This window comes from Balneola sp. EhC07, assembly GCF_001650905.1.
Classification (GTDB): domain Bacteria; phylum Bacteroidota; class Rhodothermia; order Balneolales; family Balneolaceae; genus Balneola.
This window is the reverse complement of sequence record NZ_LXYG01000008.1, coordinates 47,913-68,546: the sequence shown is the minus strand read 5'-3', so window position 1 is coordinate 68,546 and position 20,634 is coordinate 47,913. Positions and strand designations below refer to the sequence as shown.

The 20,634-nt window shown below is 39.5% G+C and carries 16 protein-coding genes; all 16 read left to right on the top strand.

The genetic code is table 11. The annotated features are described in order from the left end of the window. Window positions 1-17: 17 nt before the first annotated feature. The 16 genes from A8B79_RS03820 to murD all read left to right on the top strand — a co-directional run bounded on the left by A8B79_RS03820 (window position 18) and on the right by murD (window position 20,584). Window positions 18-3,068, top strand: a complete 3,051-nt coding sequence (locus A8B79_RS03820) for a T9SS type A sorting domain-containing protein (protein ID WP_235603548.1) — start codon at window positions 18-20, stop codon at window positions 3,066-3,068. Further along, window positions 3,068-6,415, top strand: coding sequence for a PD40 domain-containing protein (locus tag A8B79_RS03815; protein ID WP_153038342.1), 3,348 nt, complete (start codon window positions 3,068-3,070; stop codon window positions 6,413-6,415). The genes A8B79_RS03820 and A8B79_RS03815 overlap by 1 nt, the downstream gene beginning before the upstream one ends. Continuing rightward, a complete protein-coding gene (locus A8B79_RS03810) occupies window positions 6,412-7,359 on the top strand; it encodes a hypothetical protein (RefSeq protein ID WP_066218145.1) in 948 nt (315 codons plus the stop codon). Before A8B79_RS03815 ends, A8B79_RS03810 begins: the two co-directional genes overlap by 4 nt. A 29-nt stretch (window positions 7,360-7,388) precedes the next feature. After that, complete coding sequence (locus tag A8B79_RS03805) at window positions 7,389-8,216, top strand: PASTA domain-containing protein (RefSeq protein ID WP_066218142.1); 828 nt, start codon at window positions 7,389-7,391, stop codon at window positions 8,214-8,216. After that, window positions 8,216-8,887: a ribulose-phosphate 3-epimerase gene (gene rpe / locus A8B79_RS03800; protein WP_066218140.1), complete on the top strand. Its 672-nt coding sequence runs from the start codon at window positions 8,216-8,218 to the stop codon at window positions 8,885-8,887. Before A8B79_RS03805 ends, rpe begins: the two co-directional genes overlap by 1 nt. Window positions 8,888-8,983: 96 nt before the next feature. After that, window positions 8,984-9,925 carry a PhoH family protein gene (locus tag A8B79_RS03795; RefSeq protein WP_082894056.1) on the top strand — a complete coding sequence of 314 codons (942 nt, stop codon included), beginning with the start codon at window positions 8,984-8,986 and terminating at the stop codon, window positions 9,923-9,925. Between the two features lie 44 nt (window positions 9,926-9,969). After that, window positions 9,970-10,323, top strand: a complete 354-nt coding sequence (locus A8B79_RS03790; RefSeq protein WP_066218135.1) for a four helix bundle protein — start codon at window positions 9,970-9,972, stop codon at window positions 10,321-10,323. A gap of 50 nt (window positions 10,324-10,373) precedes the next feature. Continuing rightward, window positions 10,374-11,183 carry an MBL fold metallo-hydrolase gene (locus A8B79_RS03785; protein ID WP_066218132.1) on the top strand — a complete coding sequence of 270 codons (810 nt, stop codon included), beginning with the start codon at window positions 10,374-10,376 and terminating at the stop codon, window positions 11,181-11,183. Continuing rightward, entirely contained in the window at window positions 11,170-11,964 is a 795-nt protein-coding gene (locus A8B79_RS03780) for a purine-nucleoside phosphorylase (RefSeq protein ID WP_066218129.1), read from the top strand. The genes A8B79_RS03785 and A8B79_RS03780 overlap by 14 nt, the downstream gene beginning before the upstream one ends. Window positions 11,965-12,658: 694 nt before the next feature. Further along, window positions 12,659-13,129: a division/cell wall cluster transcriptional repressor MraZ gene (gene mraZ, locus A8B79_RS03775; RefSeq protein WP_066218126.1), complete on the top strand. Its 471-nt coding sequence runs from the start codon at window positions 12,659-12,661 to the stop codon at window positions 13,127-13,129. Window position 13,130: 1 nt separating this feature from the next. Then, the gene (gene rsmH / locus A8B79_RS03770; protein ID WP_201118448.1) at window positions 13,131-14,057 is read left to right on the top strand and encodes a 16S rRNA (cytosine(1402)-N(4))-methyltransferase RsmH; all 927 of its coding nucleotides are present in this window, start codon (window positions 13,131-13,133) and stop codon (window positions 14,055-14,057) included. Beyond that, window positions 14,054-14,470 carry a hypothetical protein gene (locus tag A8B79_RS03765; protein WP_066218123.1) on the top strand — a complete coding sequence of 139 codons (417 nt, stop codon included), beginning with the start codon at window positions 14,054-14,056 and terminating at the stop codon, window positions 14,468-14,470. Before rsmH ends, A8B79_RS03765 begins: the two co-directional genes overlap by 4 nt. Beyond that, entirely contained in the window at window positions 14,471-16,639 is a 2,169-nt protein-coding gene (locus A8B79_RS03760; protein WP_066218120.1) for a peptidoglycan D,D-transpeptidase FtsI family protein, read from the top strand. It begins immediately after the preceding gene. After that, entirely contained in the window at window positions 16,636-18,096 is a 1,461-nt protein-coding gene (locus A8B79_RS03755) for a UDP-N-acetylmuramoyl-L-alanyl-D-glutamate--2,6-diaminopimelate ligase (RefSeq protein WP_066218116.1), read from the top strand. Before A8B79_RS03760 ends, A8B79_RS03755 begins: the two co-directional genes overlap by 4 nt. Next, window positions 18,096-19,232 carry a phospho-N-acetylmuramoyl-pentapeptide-transferase gene (mraY, locus tag A8B79_RS03750; RefSeq protein ID WP_066218114.1) on the top strand — a complete coding sequence of 379 codons (1,137 nt, stop codon included), beginning with the start codon at window positions 18,096-18,098 and terminating at the stop codon, window positions 19,230-19,232. The genes A8B79_RS03755 and mraY overlap by 1 nt, the downstream gene beginning before the upstream one ends. After that, entirely contained in the window at window positions 19,145-20,584 is a 1,440-nt protein-coding gene (murD, locus tag A8B79_RS03745; RefSeq protein ID WP_235603543.1) for a UDP-N-acetylmuramoyl-L-alanine--D-glutamate ligase, read from the top strand. The genes mraY and murD overlap by 88 nt, the downstream gene beginning before the upstream one ends. Window positions 20,585-20,634: the final 50 nt, after the last annotated feature.

The following is a 20,634-nucleotide window of genomic DNA, read 5'->3' as shown; positions in this document are numbered from 1 at the left end:
AAAGCCATGCAATTTCTATGGTTGATGAGGTTGTCTATTCTGTACCCACAACCGGCACTCTTGATGTAGTTGCAATTATGGTTGAATTCCAGCCTGATGAAAATGAACTAACTTCTGGAACCGGCGTTTTTGATGGAGGACTTCCCTATCTGGAAAATGAACCTACAAATATTGATCCCCTTCCTCATAACAGATCTTATTTTGAAGCTCACCTCGAATTTGCTAAAAATTATTTTGAGCAATCTTCCGATGATCAACTTACTCTCAACTACAGAGTGCTTCCCGAAGTGTACCGCCTTGATAAGGAAATGAAAGACTATTCCCCTACGGGAAAAACCTTTACCAATGAAAAATTAGCACAGTTTATCGTTGATTCCTGGACTAAAGTTGAAGAAAATGGTGGTTTTGACGCTACCGGACTTGATCCTGATAACACTGCTTTTGTGATCTTCCATGCCGGAATTGGCAGAGATATAGAATTAGTTGGAACGAGTCTTGATATCACTCCTCAGGACATCCCATCTATAACGCTGAAAAAGAATGACCTGGCTAATCTTTTAGATCAACCATCTTTTGATGGCATTCCGGTAAACAACGGAGCTTTCAGAGTTACTAATTCTTTAATAATTCCAAGGACTGAATCCCGCCGAGGGTTAGATATTCAGGATAATGAATTTGTATTTCCACTTTCGATAAATGGTTTACTATGCGCTTCAATAGGTAGTCATCTGGGACTTCCTGATCTTTTTAACACAGAAACCGGTGATTCAGGCATTGGTCGTTTTGGCTTGATGGATGGAGCCAGTTTCTTTGCATATCAAGGGCTTTTTCCTCCGGAACCTTCGGCTTGGGAAAAAATATTTTTAGGCTGGACAACTCCCTTCGAAATCACAACCCAAACTGCAGGCGAGATTTCACTTACTGCATCCAGCTCAAACGACATAAATAACATTGCCAAGTTCAATCTCTCATCCTCTGAATATTTCCTTCTGGAAAACCGATACAGAGATATCGGAAATGACGGAGTTACTTTAACCATTCGAAAGAATGACGGGACTGAAGTTCAACAAACTTTCACCAATGATAATGACACATTTGTTTTTCAAGGTTCTGATTTTGATGATCTATTTGAGCAAGGCGTACTTATTGATGTAAGTGATTTTGATTGGGGCTTACCGGGAGGTTTAGATGTTGGACCTGACGACAATGAAGGAACCGCTGATGACCGTGAATTAAATGGTGGAATTTTAATCTGGCATATTGACGAATCTGTAATCAATAAAAAAATGTCTCAAAACTCAGGAGTAAACAGTAATCCTGATCGCAGAGGTATTGATCTTGAAGAAGCTGAAGGTTCACAAGATATAGGGAAACCGATTGATGGTGCTTTAGATAATAGTGCTGCATTTGGAATTCCATTCGATTTTTGGTGGAGTGGTAATAACTTCACCGTTATCAGCCAAGGCAACCAGATTTCCCTTTATGAAAATCAGTTTACACCGCAAACATTCCCGAATACAGACAGTAATTCCGGAGGGAAAACGTTTGTTCGGTTTTTTGAATTCTCAGATAACTTACCAACGGCTACCTTCAAAATTGAAAAATTCACCGATTCAGGCTTTGGATATTCAGAGGTTTTGTCAATTCCGGTAAATGAAGATAATTTTTATACCGAATCAAATTTATATCAGGACTTCTACCCTCTTTCGATCGGGTTGCACACTTCAGGAGCCGATAGTTTTATCGTAATTCCCAAAAAAGAAGATCTTTCTGCTGTACAGATCACCGATCCTTTTAATATTGTCCACACAATTAACTCGGCAAGTAATCAGCAACCTTTGCTAAACGATAATTTTATAACTGCTCTAAACCCAATTACGGCACCTGATTTTTCAATCACTGCGTTTGAATGGAATTCAGGAACAGAAACTTTTGATCAACTTTGGCAAGTAGATACTACTGCAAATAACGCTTTTATAAGTTCTCAAAATGGAGACTCCCTGTTTCTGGACTTTACTGAAATTGCTCTTAATCCTGTTGATGGAACTAATTTTCCGAAGCAATCTAATGCGGCGTTCCGATCAGAAATATTCAACAACAGCTTTGCATCAATTAATACACAAAATGTGAATTTTGAAGGAAGTAACATTCTTGACTTCCTTTCGGCTTCCACAAACCGATTATACTCCGGTGTTATCAAGGGAGAGTCTGAAAATGTGTATTACATTTTTGAGGATGATGCTTTTATTCTTGCAGATTCATCTAAAACCGATCCATTTCTAACAGTCTTTTCAGAATATGCTTCCGAGTGGCCCGCTATAAGCAAGGATTTTGAAATTATAAGAGTGGATAAAGCAAATAGCCTAATAACAGGTTATAATCGAAATGGTGCTATTCTGAATAATATGCCCATTGACTCACCGGAAAATGTACGATTTATCGGAACCCCTCTTTTAGCCGACATTACAGGCGATAATGTTCAGGATATCATAGTAGTAGCACAAGATGAGTATTCTCTCAATATTTTTGGCTATGAAAAAAACGGTACGCCTATTGAAGGATTTCCTCTTTTTGTTGGAGAAGTTAAAGATCAGAACTTCCAACCTATCCACCCTTCTTTTGTGGGAAATACTCTGTATGCAGTAAGTCATGTTGGAGATATAAAAGCCTGGAGATTTGATAATTTCACTACTTCAGAATGGCCTTCCCGATATGGTAAAAACCCTTTTAATAAAGTTTCTGCTGAAATTAATTCTGATGTCTCGGGGCCGAATGCCAACTCATTTTCAGTATTGAACAAAAATGAAACTTATAACTGGCCAAATCCTGCTGACGAAGAAACAAATTTAAGATTCCAGACTGAACAAGCCGGAGAAGTTGAAATCCATATCATTACTCAAAGTGGAAGATTGGTTTATAAAAATACATTTCAGGTAAATGGTGGAACGCCTGAAGAAGTCTCCATCAATACTTCGGCATGGGGAAGCGGGGCTTATTTTGCACTTGTGAAAGCGACAGTAAATGGTAAGTCAGAATCTAAACTCGTTAAAATAGCGGTGGCTCATTGATGAAAAAGGTTCTGTCTATATTGATCTTGTTCTTTTCTCTCGGGATTAACTCTGTTTATTCTCAAACCAGTCCACTTTATTACGATTATTCTCATAACCATTTGGAATGGTTTACTATTGAGGGAGAACATTTCCTTATTCATTTTCAGGAAGGAAATAGTCGCTCAGCAAAAGTCACAGCTCGTATTGCAGAGGAAATCTATAAGCCGATCACAGAACTCTACCAATACGAACCGGATCAAAAAGTGAGCATTGTACTTAAAGACAGAGATGATTATTCGAATGGTGCTGCCTATTTCTTTGACAATAAAATTGATATATGGTTACCCGCATTAGACACGCCTCTCCGTGGAACTCATAATTGGCTTCGAAACGTAATTACACATGAGTTTACTCACATTGTTCAAATACAAAAAGCTATAAAGGGGAAGAGAAAATATCCTATCTCTTACATCCAGTGGCTTAGTTATGAAGATGTACGCAGACCCGATGTTCTGTATGGTTTTCCTAATGGGATCGCCACTCTTCCATTCGCATCTATCAATGTTCCTGCTTGGTTAGCAGAAGGAACGGCACAATACCAACGTGAAGGACTATTCTATGAAACCTGGGATTCTCACCGAGATATGATCCTCAGAACCAGAATTCTGACGGATACTTATTTCAGCTTAGAAGAAATGGGGACCTTTTCATCAAAAACCAGTATTGAAAGAGAAACCGTCTATAATCAGGGCTTTGCTTTTGTAATCTACTTGGTTGACAGATTTGGAGAAGAAGTCGTAAGAGAAATATCAGCAGCATTAGCACAAAGAGGAGTTTATGATGTTGCTGAAGCTATTGAAATTGCAACCGGCAATCCCGGAAAGTCCGTATTTGAAGACTGGATTCAGGAACGAAAAGAATTCTACGGCAATGCAGTAAGTGAGATAAACGAAACCAAAAGTGAATATGTAGAAAAGGATGGTTTCTTCAATTTTTACCCAAAAATATCTCCGGATGGAAATTCGATCGCTTATCTCTCTAATAAAGGAAGAGATTTCGGTCTGGCTTCACTGTACTTAAAAGACAAAAATGGTACCAAGGAAATTGCTCAGGTTTCAAATCAACTTTTTGATGAGCACCAGCAACATACCTCTGCTACTGAGAAGCCTTTAATTACTTTTCTCGCCACATCTTATTCTTTTTCGCCAGATGGAAAAAACATAGCTTACTCTGTTAACAAAGCTACCAGATACGGTGAATCATATCGTGACATCTTCATCTATGATCTGGAAAAGGAGGAACACACCAAGCTTACCAACGGAGCCAGAATAGAATCTCCCTCGTGGAGTCCCGATGGCTCACGAATAGTAGCAATTAAGTACCATAAAGGAACTCAAAATCTGGTCATTTTAAATCCGGAAACTAAAGAAATTCAGGATTTAACCAACTACAAGAATGGAGAAACTCTATACACTCCCGTTTGGTCTCCTGATGGAAAAAACATCTATTTTGCATACGCAGATAGAGGTAATCGCTCCATTTTCGCTTATGATATCGCCTCTGAAACTATTGCACCGATCGTAGAAGATAATTTTGCTGATAGCCGTGACCCAATGATTTCTGATGACGGCAAGTATCTATTTTATTCCGGTGATGAAGATGGGATCTTTAATATTTACAGGCTCACTTTAAAAACAGGAAATAAAACACAACTAACTAATGTGTTGGGTGGAGCTTTTATGCCATTTGCAGATAGCAATGGTGATCTGTTTTATTCAGAATATGAGTCTGATGGTTACAAGATCAAAAAAATCAGCATAGATAGTAGTAACAAGGAATACGTTTCCTACAATCCTAGTTTTAAAGATCTGGATGCTGACACTTATTATGATTCGGACACATTCTCTCAGTTGAATAATTTTAATGATAACGACCTTTCAGAGTTTAACGCATCAGAAAATGCAATTGCAGATACCGGATCTTATGCTTTTGAAATAAACACTGTGGGAGGAGAAAACGACTACACTTACCGGGAATACGAAGACACTTTTACCGACTTCTCTTTCTTCCCTATAATCAGATTTGATAATTATACGAAGCTAAATGGAAGTAATGGCTCTCTCATTAAAAATGGAAAATTTGGTAAGCTTGGAGAGAACTTACTTCGGGATGTAAAACCCGGTGCCTATTTTGCCTCTCGTGATGTGCTAGACAAATTAAGTATTTTTGGTGGGGCAATGCTTGGTGTCGGCTCTCTTCCTGCCGAAAGCATCGGAGGATTTTTTAAACCAAACCGACTTTTTGAATTAGACAGAGATCTTTTTCTGATCGCCGAATACCGCGGGCTCCCTTTTATAAAAAGAAGTTGGTCCCCTACTGTTTCTCTTGAATTGTATAATCTTCGCCGAAACGTAAAAGATGGCTTACAAATTGAAGAATTTCCTTGTACATCATGTGCTCAGAAAGACACTGTAAATGTTGATATAGCTTATCAGATCTGGGAGGCAAATTTGTATTTCAGAAGTAAACTTAGCCGACGATCTTTGCTCGAACTTGGAATTGGTTACAGTCCTTATAGGGTTGAAACGGACAATTTTTATTCTAATGAATTACAATCCTTTATCACCGGATCTTCATCAGAATATTTCAAAGGAACTACTTTATCTGCTTCTTACACGGTCGACTATTACGAATTTACTACGGATGCTGATATCGCTCCTACCGGTCTGAAAGGTTACTTACGATACCAATATCAACCCGGAAAATTATTGGAAGAATATGATATTGAAGATGGTTCATTGATTCCAATATTCAAGACTTCAAAGAATCATTCTACTGAATTTCATGTGCGATATGGGTTCAAGCTTCCTTCCGGTCAGGCTCTTCAAGCCAGAGCTAGAGGTTTTGCTTATTTCAATAACCCGAATGATTCTTTTTACACCGATTACATCGGAGGGTTTCTTGGAATGAGAAGCTATCCTTATTTTGCTTTGGGTGGAGACAGAACCGCCTTTACAAGCCTTTCTTATTTTCTTCCAATTTTCAAAAAGATCACGAAACAAGCAGGCCCTTATACTTTTGATAAACTTTATGCCAGAGTGTTCTTTGAAGCTGGGAATGCATGGAATTCACCTTTTGGAACAAGTAATTCGCTCAAAACAGGTATTGGTACTGAACTCAGATTAGCAATGAACGGATATTACTTATTTCCCCTCAAGTTTTTTGTAAGTGCTTCATATGGATTCAATGAATTTCAACTGACACTCCCTGATGAATTTGTAACAGGAACAGGAAATAACTCCGTTACTTATGGACGTGAGCTCCTGTTCCATTTTGGATTAACTTTTGATTTTGAATTGCTATGAAAAATCTGGTTTTAATATTAGTTATTTCTGCCCTGTTCACCGGTGTTAACTTCGCACAGTTGAAATCTGATCTGGCGGGTAATATTATAAAAGTTGAAGATCTTCCTGCTGAAAGAGATTTGTCTATCAATGATTTTTCATTTCAGCAAAGTTCAAATGGATTTATAAATGCACAGCAGACAGTTCCCGGAGTTGCATTCTTATCTTCGGCAATCTTACCTGGTTCAGCTCAGGCTGCAAATGGAAAATGGGCACGTGCAGGAGTCTATCTTGCAGTTGAGGCTTTTAGCATTTTCTATTACATAAATCGAAATAATGTAGCCAAAGATCAAGAGCGAGCTTACGAAGCATTCACTCATCAAGAATGGAGTGTGGTTGCATATTCTCAATGGCTTATTGGCTACTATGACAACAACGGGTTATCGCATGACAAGTTGGATCAACTTCGAACGATGGTTGGTGGATTGGATCCGGACTTTTCAGATACACGAAACGACTGGAACAGAGTAAATATAAATCTCTTACAGGAAATTGAAAGAGAAACCGATCTGGTTTGCGGTACCTGTGGTAGTGGTGATTTTTCTCATGTTCTTCCGGCATATGGTTCTCAACAATACTATGAATTGATAAGCAAGTACTATCAATTTGAAGGTGGATGGTCTGATTTTTATGCTGAAAATGTAGCAGTGAATAACCCAAATTATAATTATCTGTACGATAATAAAGGCGATCTTGCATCTCCATTATTTTTACTCGGTGCAGAACGAGCCGACCGTTTTAACAATAATTATCGTCGCGCAGGGAACATTTTGAATCTATTAGTGATAAACCATGTAGTTTCAGCCTTTGACGCACTCTTTTCTGTAAAACTGAAAAACGCCCAAGTACAAGCTTCGGCAAATATGATGCGACCTGATTCATTTTCACTAACCTTACACTTTTAACATCGTCTGTAATGCCGTACTTTTCGAATATGCTCAAACGGATATTCACAAGTAAAAAATTCTATTTTTCCATTCTGGGACTCGTTCTATTCGGCTCACTTTTTCTTCTCCTTTTTGATAAAGTGGTTATGCCCGGCTATACAAACTACTATGAAGGGTTAACTGTACCGGATCTAACAAGGGTTACTCTTGAAGAAGCCGAAGAAGAATTAACAAGTATTGGTCTTAGATATGAAGTTGCAGATAGACGCGCTAATTCTGCTTTTCCTGCAAACTATGTAATTGACCAACAACCCGCTGCCAACACTATTGTTAAGCCAAACCGAAAAATTTATCTCACGGTTAATACAGAAGTAAAACCAGTAGTTGTAGTTCCGAATGTGGTAAGTCTTTCTATCAGAAACGCTCAAATTCAATTACAAAATTATGGTTTGGAAGTTGGCTCTACCAGTTATGAATCTTCAAGGTTCAAAAATGTGATCTTACGTCAATCGATCCCCCAAGGTGATACGGTTGCTAAAGGAACCACCATTGATCTTGTTGTAAGTGACGGTTTGGGTAATAAAATTGTTACTATTCCTGAAATTATTGGGTTAAGACTTCCTCAGGCACAATTAAAACTTAGGGAAGCAGGTCTCCGATTAGGTGAAATAAGATTTCGCCCGACAAAAGATGTGACTCCGAACACTGTTCTGGAATACACTCCAAACGTTGCTGAAATTATAGAAGGGGAAACTATAAATCTGGTTATCTCTGAACGTTTTGAAGCAATTGAACCTGATGAAGGTGGAGTAGTGAATATTGACTCAACCGGTACTCCGATCCCAAAACAACTTCCACAACCAAATAAAGACTAATGGATTTTCAACTTCCCATCCTGGCACCATCAATTCTGGCAGCAGATTTCACTCAACTTGGAAGTGATATTAAAGACTGTGTAGATGGCGGAGTAACTTGGATCCACTGTGATATCATGGATGGACATTTTGTACCAAATATCAGTTACGGACCAAGTATCGTGAAAGCGGCAAAAAAGTCTGCTCCTGAAGCTTTTATGGATGTTCATTTAATGATTGAAGATCCCGATAAATTCGTGGATGATTATGTGCAAGCCGGTGCTGATCTTATTTCGGTTCATTATGAAGCCTGCCCTCATTTACACCGATCCATTCAAAACATAAAGAAACATGGGATTATGGCAGGAGTGGTTGTAAATCCCGCCACCTCTTTATTCAATATCGAACCCATTCTGGAATATGTTGATCTTGTTTTGATCATGAGTGTAAACCCTGGCTTTGGTGGACAAAGTTTTATTGAATCCAGCTATGAAAAACTTCAGGAACTTGCTGATCTTCGAGATGCAGGTGGTCATGGTTTTTTAATTGAAATAGATGGTGGAGTCTCGCTCAAAAATATCGAAAAAGTAGCTGAAGCCGGAGCCGATGTGCTTGTGGCAGGCAGTAGTGTATTTAAAGCGGACGATATTACAGCCAGAGTTAATGAGTTGATGGGTAAGCTTGAAAGCTGATAGCGAGCTTAATTTTTCTTATCTTTACTGCTTAATTCTAACTCAATTCAAAGTTCCATCGAAGACGAACGTACCCTCTTAGAACAAGTCGTGGATATTTCCGGCTCCGACCCGGTTTCACTATTCGGATTACACGATAAAAATATTCAGATTCTGGATAGATCATTCCCGGAAGTGAAGATCAATGCCCGTGGTAATCGTGTTAAAGTAATTGGCTCCAGCGAGGAAGTTGATCTGGTAAAGAATATCATTGAAGGCATGATAGGTGTTGCTGATCGCAAAGGCTCTGTTTCTGAAAACGAGGTTAAAACACTGATCACTCTTAAATCAGGTGAAAGAAAAGCCAGAACTCCTCTTCCTAAAAATATCAAGGAAGGCGACTTGATTCTTTATACGTATGATGGGATTCCTGTTCATGCTAAAACTCCCGGACAGAAACGAATCGTTACCACATCAAACCAAAGTGATATTCTTTTTTCAATTGGTCCTGCCGGAACCGGAAAAACATACACTTCTGTTGCTCTTGCTGTAAAAGCGATGAAGGAACAACGAGTAAAAAAGATCATCCTTGCAAGACCTGCAGTGGAAGCCGGAGAAAGTTTAGGTTTCTTACCCGGCGACTTGAAAGAAAAGATCGATCCTTATCTTCGCCCACTTTATGATGCTTTGGAAGACATGATCGAGCCCGATAAACTCGATTATTATCTCACCAAGAATATGATCGAAATTGCCCCATTGGCATATATGAGAGGTAGAACCTTGAACAATGCATTTGTGATCTTGGATGAAGCTCAGAATGCTACCAATGCTCAAATGAAGATGTTCCTGACCAGAATCGGGTTCAATAGTCGTGCGATCATTACCGGAGATGTTACCCAAACCGATCTTCCCAGAAAACAAGAGTCAGGTTTGATTACAGTTCAGGATATTTTAAAAGATGTGGACGGAATTGATTTTGTGTACTTGAGTGAAGAAGATGTAGTACGTCATAAGTTGGTGAAGGATATTATCAACGCTTACGAAAAGTTTGAATCATAACTGTTGCAAAGTATCTTAGTGACACAGTAACAAAGTAAGTGATTATGATTAAAACATTTCGAGACTTAAAAATCTGGCAGCAATCCATGGAGTTGGTGACTGAGATATATCGCGCTACATCTTCTTTTCCTGAGGAAGAAAAATATGGGTTAACATCGCAGTTGAGAAGATCATCAGTTTCAATACCTTCGAATATATCTGAGGGCTTTGGAAGAAATTCTCAGGGAGACTTTAAACGATTTGTAAACATTTCAATGGGCTCGCTATTCGAATTACAAACTCAAATTGAAGTAGCTAAAAACTTAGAATTCATCTCCAAAGAAATTTTTGAAAACTTATACGATCGCTCACGGGAAATAGAGCGCATGATGAGTAGCTTTATCAGAACATTAAAATAGAAAACACTTTGAATTAAAGGTTGCTTTGCAACTCTGTCACTTCTTACACTATGTCACTTAAAAACACTTACGCAGCTGCACTTTATGAAGGTACTTTCTCGGTAGGATTAGATAAAAAATTCAATCGTATTTCCAGAGATGACAAACCCGCTAAAGGTGCTCTCAAAATTTCTTTGAATCCCTTTTTGATATCTACTCCGGATAGAAAATTTCTTTTTGATTGCGGAATCGGAGTATTCGGAGAAGATACCGGACCTCATGTTATTCGTGAAAACCTTGAAGCTCATGATCTGACCGAGTTTGATATCACAGATGTCGTTTGCAGCCACTTGCATTATGATCACATCGGTGGACTGGCACACAAAGAGAATGGATATTGGGAGCTCACTTTTCCTGAAGCCAAGATCTGGGTTTCAAAAAAAAGCTGGGAAAAGGTGATGAACAAAGAAGTGTATTACGATGAAGAAAAAACGGAATTCGTTTCTTTTATAGATGCTAAAGCTGATCTTCATTTTTTGGATGCAGAAGATGAAGCTTATCCGGAATTAAAAGTGGAAAAGATCGGCGGTCATACAGAATTCCATCAGGTTCTTCTTTTTAATGACGGAGAGAACAAGTTCATGCAAGCCGGTGATGTGATCGCAACCCGAAGTCAGGTGAACCGAAAATTTGCTGCGAAATACGATTTTGATCCTAAAACCAGTCAACAGCAACGCGAGCGATTGGCAAAACTGGCTTTTGATGAAGGTTATATTATTTTAGGCTACCATGACGACAGCACTCCAATTATTAAACTTACCGGTTACGACGATAAAACCGGTTACACTACTGAAGCAATAGATTCTTATGTCCCTGCCTGATCATATTTTTGAAATTAAAGACTTTCTTGTTGGAAAGGGGTTTCCCGATAAGATCGAAGCCGTAGTAATATTAGGATCCGGACTTGGTGATTTTGGGGATGAAATTCAGAATCAAACGGTTATTCCGTATTCAGAAATCCCAAACTTCCCACAATCGACCGTACAAGGACATTCCGGAGCTTTGATATTTGGCGAAGTAGAAGGAAAAACCACATTAGCATTTTCCGGACGATTCCATTTCTACGAAGGATATGGATTTGATAAAACGGTTATACCTGTTCATTTGGCTTATGCATTTAATGCTGATAAACTGCTGGTTTCCAACGCCGCCGGTGGAATTAATCTTGATTTCAGAGTTGGCGATCTGATGGTGATCGAAGATATCATCAAACAGAATATGGACTTGAAAGCAGCTCCTTCTTCTAAAAAGTGGTCACTTGATCTTTATTCGGTTGCAGACCGGGTTCAACAAATAGCTCATGATGTTGGGGTAGCTACCAAGCGAGGAACCTATCTTTACGTGAAAGGACCAAACTACGAAACCAAAGCAGAGATCAAAGCTTACCGAATGATTGGTGGAGATTCGGTTGGAATGAGTACCGCTCCAGAATTGATGGAAGCTGCCCGACTTGGAATAAAATCAGCTGCTGTTTCACTTATCACTAATGCGGCAGCCGGAGTTACCGATCAAAAATTAGATCATGCCGAAGTAAAAGAAGCCGCCGAAATGAAAAAAGGCGAGTTTGCTGAGTTGGTGAAAGGGTTGATAAAAGAGTTTTGATTAAAAATCAGCCCGCCTATCGACAGACAAATTCAGAATGACAACTGCTTAAGATAGATGATGCATCGTCATGCTGAATAGTCATCGCCTATCTCCGTAGAAAGCTTGAAGACAAACCTAAGATTCCTTGTTTGACGAAACATCGGCATATATCAGTTCGAAGTAACTAAATAAATTCCGATGTAAGGAGTTTGGAATCTTATTGACTTTTCGGACACTTTTGTGTCAAGACAAAAGTGTCACCCTAAATAGATATACTTAGCCAAACCTTAATCTTAACTATATCTCTCGGAAAGCCCAAAGAACTGTTTGGACTTTCATCTCCCCTCAAGGGGAGAATCTTGCGGTCATTAAGAATATTCAAAGTTTGATTCTAAAATCTTTCGGATTTAAATAACTCTTCCAGAGTTAACCTTTCTGAAATTTATTATCTGTCTCTATCCAACTCTGGAAGAGTTCGGACAAGAGCTACTTCAGTATTCATTATTCAAAAATCCTTCCACTCTCTCCCACGCTATTTCCTAATCCTTAAAAAAGCACCCCAAATATACTGTGGAAAACTTTTTTCACATTCATAAACAAATTTCTTGACACATATTATAAATTTAGGGTACATTGTGGGGTGATGTGGGAGATAGTGGGGACTACTCCTTAATCACATAATTTAGCAATCTTCAATACCTCTGAGGGAATCGTGCCTAGTTTTAAAGGACAATACGAGCATTCTATAGACGATAAAGGTCGTGTAGCCTTCCCTGCCAAACTACGCAAAAATCTCAGTCCGGACGCACAAGAAAAGTTCACAATTGTACGCGGTCAATCTGAAGAATGCCTCTATCTATACCCCGAAAATGAATGGCAAGCTGTGGAAAAGAAACTTTCTACCGTAAATTCCTTCAGCAAAAAAGGCCGTCTAGTTAAAAGATATTTACTACGTTTTGCAGAAGATCTATCCCTCGATAAGCAAAACCGTATCGCCCTCCCCTCCGATCATATCAATTATTCTGCTATAGACTCAAAAGTAGTTTTTATCGGAATGGGTGAACACATAGAAATTTGGTCCCCAGCTAAATTAGAAGAAGCCGACGAGAATGTAAGCGCTGAATCAATAGAAGAAATCTTTGAGCAAGTGCTCGGAGGAGATCTCGAAAATGATGGTGATTGAGATGACTACATACCACGAGCATATTCCGGTAATGCTGAACGAATGTATGGAAGGATTGATCACTGACGATAACGCTATATATATAGACGCTACTCTTGGTGGCGGTGGACATTCAAAAGAAATTCTCGCTCGTCTTGGTGAAAATGCAACGCTTTATGGCATCGATCAGGATGATGAAGCTATTGCTGCAGCCACGGCGCGTATCGGCGAAGATGAACGATTTAAAACGATAAAAGGCAATTTCGGCTATCTGTCAACACTTCTACCTCCCCCTGTAAAAGGACAGGTAGCCGGAATCCTACTTGATCTTGGAGTTTCAACACATCAGATCAAAGAAGCAGAACGTGGATTCAGTTTTCAGGAAGATGGTCCTCTTGATATGAGAATGGGGAATCTTTCAGGTGTTTCTGCTTATCAAGTGGTTAACAATTACGACTATGAAACACTTCGCGACGTGATCTTCCATTATGGTGAAGAGCGTGCAAGTCGTCAGATCGCCAAAGAAATTATCAATAACAGACCTATTGAAACTACCGGTGAACTTGCAGCTATTGTAAAGGAATTGGTTCCTGCTAAATTTGCTGTGAAATCGCTGGCAAGAGTATTTCAAGGAATACGAATTGAAGTAAACCGTGAATTAGACGTTTTAAAAGACGTTCTGACTCAATCTTTAGAGGTCTTGAAACCAGGCGGTCGTATTGTGGTGATGTCTTATCATTCACTGGAAGATCGTATTGTTAAAAAATTCTTTAAAGCCGGAAATCTGGACGGAAAGCTCGAAAAAGATTTCTACGGCAACATAATTTCCCCACTAAAAGCTGTCAATCGACAGATCATAACCCCTTCACCCGAAGAGGTTGCTAAAAACCCCGCTGCCCGGAGCGCTAAACTCCGGATAGCTGAGAAAAACAGCGGAGGTAGTCAATGATCGTGCAATCCCCACTTAAAAAGCGCGAAACCCGACCTAACCTCCGTAAAGTTCCTTTACCTGACATAGAATCCCCATCTTCATCCCCAAAAGGAAAAAGATCTTCAGGTAAAAAAGCAGGAAAGTCGGTAAGAAATACTATTCGGGATATTAAGCCCTGGAAAGTGATTCTTACAACTATTGCTATAGGTGTATTCGGATTTCTGTATCTGACACATGTTTTTGCTACTCAAAAGCTGTTAGAAGAAGTCCAAAAGCTTGAAAGCGAATACAATAAAGTGCGCACTCAACATGATGCCTTAAAATTACAGTACGACCGCATGGTTGGTCCGGCTGAAATCTACGAAAAAGCAGAAAAAGCCGGTTTTATAAACGGTGGTCCTGCTGATAAACTGATCGAGGTTAAAAAGTAGATGACAGAAAGAACTTCCATATTAAGCAGGATGTTTTTGGTGTTCGGGTTGTTGTTGCTTATACCTTGTGTATTGGCTTTTCAATTAGTTCGCATCAATTATCTGGAAGGAGAAGATTTGCGGTTACTTTGGAGTAAACAAGCGATCGATTCCATTCCTATCCCCGCACAGCGTGGAAATATCTACGATGCTAACGGAACACTGCTTGCTACTAATGCTGCTAATTATCTGATCGCATTGGATCCTAAAGTTAAAGATGTGAATGGAAAATCGGTTACACAGGAGCAGATCAACCAATTAGCAGTTACTTTAGCTAAGCAAACCAATCAGTCTCCATCTTACTTCAAAAAAAGAATTAGTGACGCTCCTTCACATTCTCAGTATATCATTCTTGCAAAGAACTTGTCTCCTGTTTCAAGAGATGCAGTTCGGGAATTAGATATTAAAGGAGTCATCATTGAGGAGAGCTTCAGTAGAAAATACACCTTTGGTTCTCTGGCTGCACATTCTTTAGGCTTTGTAAATCATAATATGGATGGCAAAACAGGTCTGGAAGCCTATTATGACACAGAGTTAAAAGGTGAAAATGGAGTTCAGCAAGTTCGTCGTGACCCAAGAAATCAAATTTCTGCTTATGTAGGAGCTCCAAAGAAACTTCCGGAGAATGGTCATTCCATCCACACCACTATTGACTCCTACATTCAGGCTATTCTGGAAGATGAGCTAAAGAAAGGTGTGGAAAAGCATCTTGCTGAATACGGAACGGGAATTATTATAGATCCTAAGACCGGAGCCATTAAAGCAATGGCTAACTATCCAACTTATGATCCGAATTACCCGGGTAGTAACGAAAATGAAAACCGAAGAAATTTTGCTATTTCTGATATGGTGGAACCGGGTTCAACCTTTAAGCTGGTGACTGCAATCGCTGCTGTGGAGCAAAATAAGGTAGATTTTAATGAAATTTTTGAAACTCCTGAATCCGGCGAAGTAGAAATTCATGGATTAACTCTCCGTGATCACGACCCTCTTGGAAATATGACCTTTCAGGAAGTCATTCAGAAATCTTCCAATGTGGCTACCGCTGAAATTGCCATGAGGTTAAAACCTGAAGTTTTTTATCAATATGCCAGAAATCTCGGGTTTGGTGCTGAAACGAATATTGATCTTTCCGGTGAAGTAGCCGGAATTCTGAACAAACCATATGACTGGAGTTTGGTAAGCCTTCCGTGGATGAGCCATGGATACGAAGTTTTAGCTACACCATTACAAGTAACTCAGGCTTATGCTGCTTTTGCTAATGAAGGAATGTTGATGCGTCCTTATCTGGTCGACAAAATTGAAGATCAAAATGGTAATGTTGTTTTGGATAACACTCCGGTAGAAATTCGTCGTGTTGCGAGAAAGAAAACACTTCAAAAAATACTTCCAATTTTTGAAAGCGTTGTAACAGATTCCGGAACCGGAGAATGGGCTCAGATCGATGGATTGAGAATTGCCGGAAAAACAGGTACAGCTAAAAAAGTATATCAAGGGCGCTATTCCAATAAATATCTCGCCTCTTTTGTAGGGTTTTTCCCAACCGAAGACCCAAAATATGTTTGCCTGATCATGTTGAATGAGCCAAAAACCAGTGGATATGGAGGCTTTACCGCAGGTCCTATTTTCAGAGAAACCGCAAAAAGAATTGCAGGTCTAGATAGTGATATACAACGAAGTATGTTACCACAAGATGAACCTGAATTTATCACAAAGGCTCCTTCACTCATCGGTATCGGAAAAGAAGAAAGCGAAGAGATCCTTAAGAAATTTGACATTCCTTATAGCATTGAAGGGAAATCAGGGTATGTAGTTTCACAAACTATTGAACCCGGCAGCCCTCTTCCCGGAAAAGACAAAATTATTCTCACTTTATCGGAAACCTATTTACCTGTTGACAGTTCGAAGGTTAAAGAAGGCTTTGCAGAAGTTCCCGAACTTCGAGGAATGAGTATGCGTCAGGCAACCACCATTTTAGCGGAACTTGGATTAGATGTTAAAACTTACCGTTCCGGCACTGTTGAACGACAGTTTCCAAAAGCAGGTGATATGATGAGACTTGGCAGTTCTGTTACCATTCGTGGCAAAGCAAAATCACTTGAACTTGTAGCCATGGAGGATCGAGATTGAATACACATGATCTCATAGAATTTATTAACCCATTAAACACTTCCCGTTTTAAACCGGAAGGTGAAGTTGGTCCGCTTGTTCAGGATTCGCGTCAGGTTACAGAAAGCTCTGTTTTCATAGCCATCCGAGGCACAGAAGTAGATGGACATATGTTTTTGGAAGATGCTATCCATCGCGGAGCAAAAGTAATTATCTGTGAAGAATCTTATTACACCGATGCTGAAGTATGCGTAATTGAAGTAGAAAATACGCGATCATTGATAGGTCCTTTAGCTCAAAAAATGGCCGGGAACCCGGGTGATAAACTAAAGATCATTGGAATCACCGGCACAAACGGTAAAACTACTACTGCTACTTTAGTCTATCAGGCACTTACCAAACTCGGCGAGAAAGTTTCTCTTTTAGGAACTGTGGAGAAAAAGATCCTAACGGAAGCATTAGATAGTAAATTAACTACGGCCGATCCAATAGAGCTTGCTGCCGATATGAAAAAGATGGTTGAAGCAGGCTCAGAATATTTGGTTATGGAAGTGTCTTCTCACGCTCTTCATCAGGCCCGGGTTGGTGGTTTTGATTTCAAAGTAGCTGCCTTCACTAATCTTTCGCAGGATCATCTCGATTATCATGAGACCATTGAAGAATATGCCGCTGCCAAGAAAATCCTTTTTGATGGATTGAAACCAGGATCATCTGCAGTAATCAATATGGATGATTCTTATGGGGTTTTTATGGCTGATGGAATCTCCGCTCAAATTTCAGAACTTTCATTCGGAAAAAATGCCCACGTCTTAAGTAATTCTGCACAAGGGCTAAAAATTTCAGTCGATGGATCTGAGATCTCTTCGTCATTGGTGGGACACTTCAATGCGTTTAATCTGGCTGAGGCTTTTATGATCTGTAACGAACTTGGTCATGACAAGCAAAGAATTGCTTCAGCACTTTCATCTGTACCGGGGGCTCCCGGAAGAATGGAATCTGTAAATTTAGATTTAGAAACAGATCTACCGAAAGTTATTGTTGATTATGCTCACACCCCTGACGCTCTTGAAAATGTTCTAAAAACACTATCAGAATCACGTACTCAAAATCAGTTTATTTATTGTGTTTTTGGTGCCGGCGGTGACAGAGATTCAGGCAAGAGACCGGAAATGGCAAAAGCAGCTTTAGAATTTGCTGATGAAATTATTGTAACCAGTGATAATCCAAGAACTGAAAATCCCGATCTGATCATCGCTGATATTTTGCAGGGATTTGAAAATACTGACAATGTTGTAACCATCACTTCCCGAAAAGAAGCCATTTTTAAAGCTATTGAGCTGGCTTCATCAAATGATATTATTCTTATTGCCGGAAAAGGACATGAAGATTATCAGGAAATTGACGGAAAACGATATCCTTTTGACGACCGATTAGTTGCAAAAGAAGCTCTCGAACTTAAAGCCAAAGGAGGATTCTGATGCTATACGAATTATTCTCCTGGCTTGATACTGCATTTGACTTCCCGGGCGCCGGAGCGTTTGAATATATCTCCACACGAACAGGTTTGGCTGCTGTGACTTCCGTGATCATAAGTCTGATCATCGGACGAAGAATTATCAAATGGCTGAGCAGCATGCAGCTTAAAGAAGTGATCCGAGACGACGTTGGTTTAGACCATCACCAAGCTAAAGCCGGAACTCCATCAATGGGCGGAGTCATTATTCTGCTGGCAGTGATCATACCTTCTATCCTGTTCATGAAAATGGATAGCGTATATGCCTGGCTTATTGTATTTGTGATAATTGCCCTAGGGCTTGTTGGTTTTGTGGATGATTACATCAAAGTTGTGAAGAAAGACAAAAGTGGTCTTGCCGGACGATTTAAGATAGTTGGTCAAGTCAGCGTTGGAATTGTTGTAGGAGCTGTATTGTATTTCCATCCTGATTTTGCTGATGTGAATACACTTTCAACAGTTCCTTTCCTCAAGAACGTGAATATTGATTACGCTTTCTTTGGAGAAGACCTTGGCTGGATGATATTTATCCCAGTTGCCGTATTTGTGATAACTGCGGTAAGCAATGCCACAAACTTAACAGATGGCTTGGATGGATTGGCTTCAGGTGTCTCTGCGATCTGCGGATTTGTATTCGCAATTTTTGCTTATGTCTCCGGAAGAACTGACTTATCTGGATATTTAGACATTATGTATTTACCGGGCGCCGGTGAACTCACTATTTTTTGTGCTGCACTGATTGGAGGCTGTATGGGATTTTTGTGGTATAACACCAACCCTGCATCTGTATTCATGGGCGACACCGGTTCTTTGGCACTTGGTGGTGCTTTTGGTGCTTTGGGATTGATGCTTCACAAAGAACTGCTTCTCCCCTTCATTTGCGGTGTATTTTTCTTTGAAACGCTTTCTGTGATCATTCAAACTACCTACTTCAAATATACTAAAAAGAAGTATGGTGTAGGAAAACGAGTGTTTTTAATGACTCCGATCCATCATCATTTTGAGAAAAAAGGATGGTCGGAACAAAAGATCGTAGTTCGATTCTGGATCATCACGGTGATGCTTGGAATTTTGAGCCTTCTAACATTGAAGATCAGATAATGGATGTAGCTAACAAACATATCGTTGTTATTGGTGCTGCCAGAAGTGGTATTGCTGCTGCTATTCTTCTTAAGAAAAAGGGAGCTGATGTTTTTGTGTCTGATTATGGAATCATTAAAGATGACTGGAAACAGAATCTTGTAGATGCTCAAATAGATTTTGAAGAAAACGGGCATTCGGATAAAGCAAAACAAGCTGATTTTGTTGTATTAAGTCCGGGCGTTCCTACGGAGTCTCCAATTATTCAATTCTATCTGAATACAGGGAAAAAAGTCTATTCTGAAATAGAAGCAGCGAGTTGGTTTACGGATCAAAGAATTATAGCTACAACCGGTAGTAATGGAAAAACTACCGTTACTAACTGGTTGGATCATGTTTGGAAAACGGCTAAAAGAGATCATTCCGTTTCAGGAAATATAGGAGTAGCATTTTCGGATGTTGTTGATGGCTCAGGTGGCGACTTCATACTTGAGATCAGCAGCTTTCAATTAGATCACATTGACACATTCAAGCCAACAATAAGTTTGTTGCTGAATATTACACCAGATCATTTAAACAGATACGGAGACAGCTTTGAGGCTTATGCCGCTTCAAAATTCAGAATTACAGAAAATCAGACGGAAGAGGATTGGTTCATATTCAATTATGATGATCCGATCATAAAAAGCCACGTGGAATCGCTTCAGAAAAAAGAAGACGCTCCAAAATTATGGGCTTTTTCATACAACAATGAAGTGCCGGAAGGTGCTTTTGTACGCGACGAACATATCATCTTCAAATTCAACAACAAGGAAGAAACGCTTATGCCGGTTTATGAAGTAGGCCTTAGTGGAAATCACAACCTGAACAATGGATTAGCAACGGCTTTAGCTGCTCGTGCGGCTGAAATTAAAAACGAAGCTATTCGTGAAAGTCTGCAATCTTTCATGGGCGTTGAACATCGCCTTGAGAAAGTTCGTGATGTAGACGGAGTTAAATATATAAACGATAGCAAAGCTACTAACGTAAATGCTGTTTGGTTTGCTTTAGACAGTTTTCAGGTTCCAATGACATTGATTCTCGGCGGTCGCGATAAAGGAAATGATTACAGCGAAATCGTTGATCAGATCAAAGAAAAGGTTCATACGATCATCGCCATTGGAGAATCAAAGGATCGGGTTGAAGATCAACTTGGTGAAGTGGTTCCTAATTTTGTAAAAGCTGAAAGTATGATGAAAGCCGTTCGTGCAGCTCAAAAAGTAGCGAAACGAGGTGAAGTTGTTTTGCTGAGTCCTGCATGTGCTTCATTCGATATGTTCGACGATTACGAACACAGAGGAAAAGTATTTAAAGAAGAAGTTTATAAGCTATGAATAAAGAAGTGACAAAGAATCAAAGTTACACAGTTTTCCAGCCTCAAAAA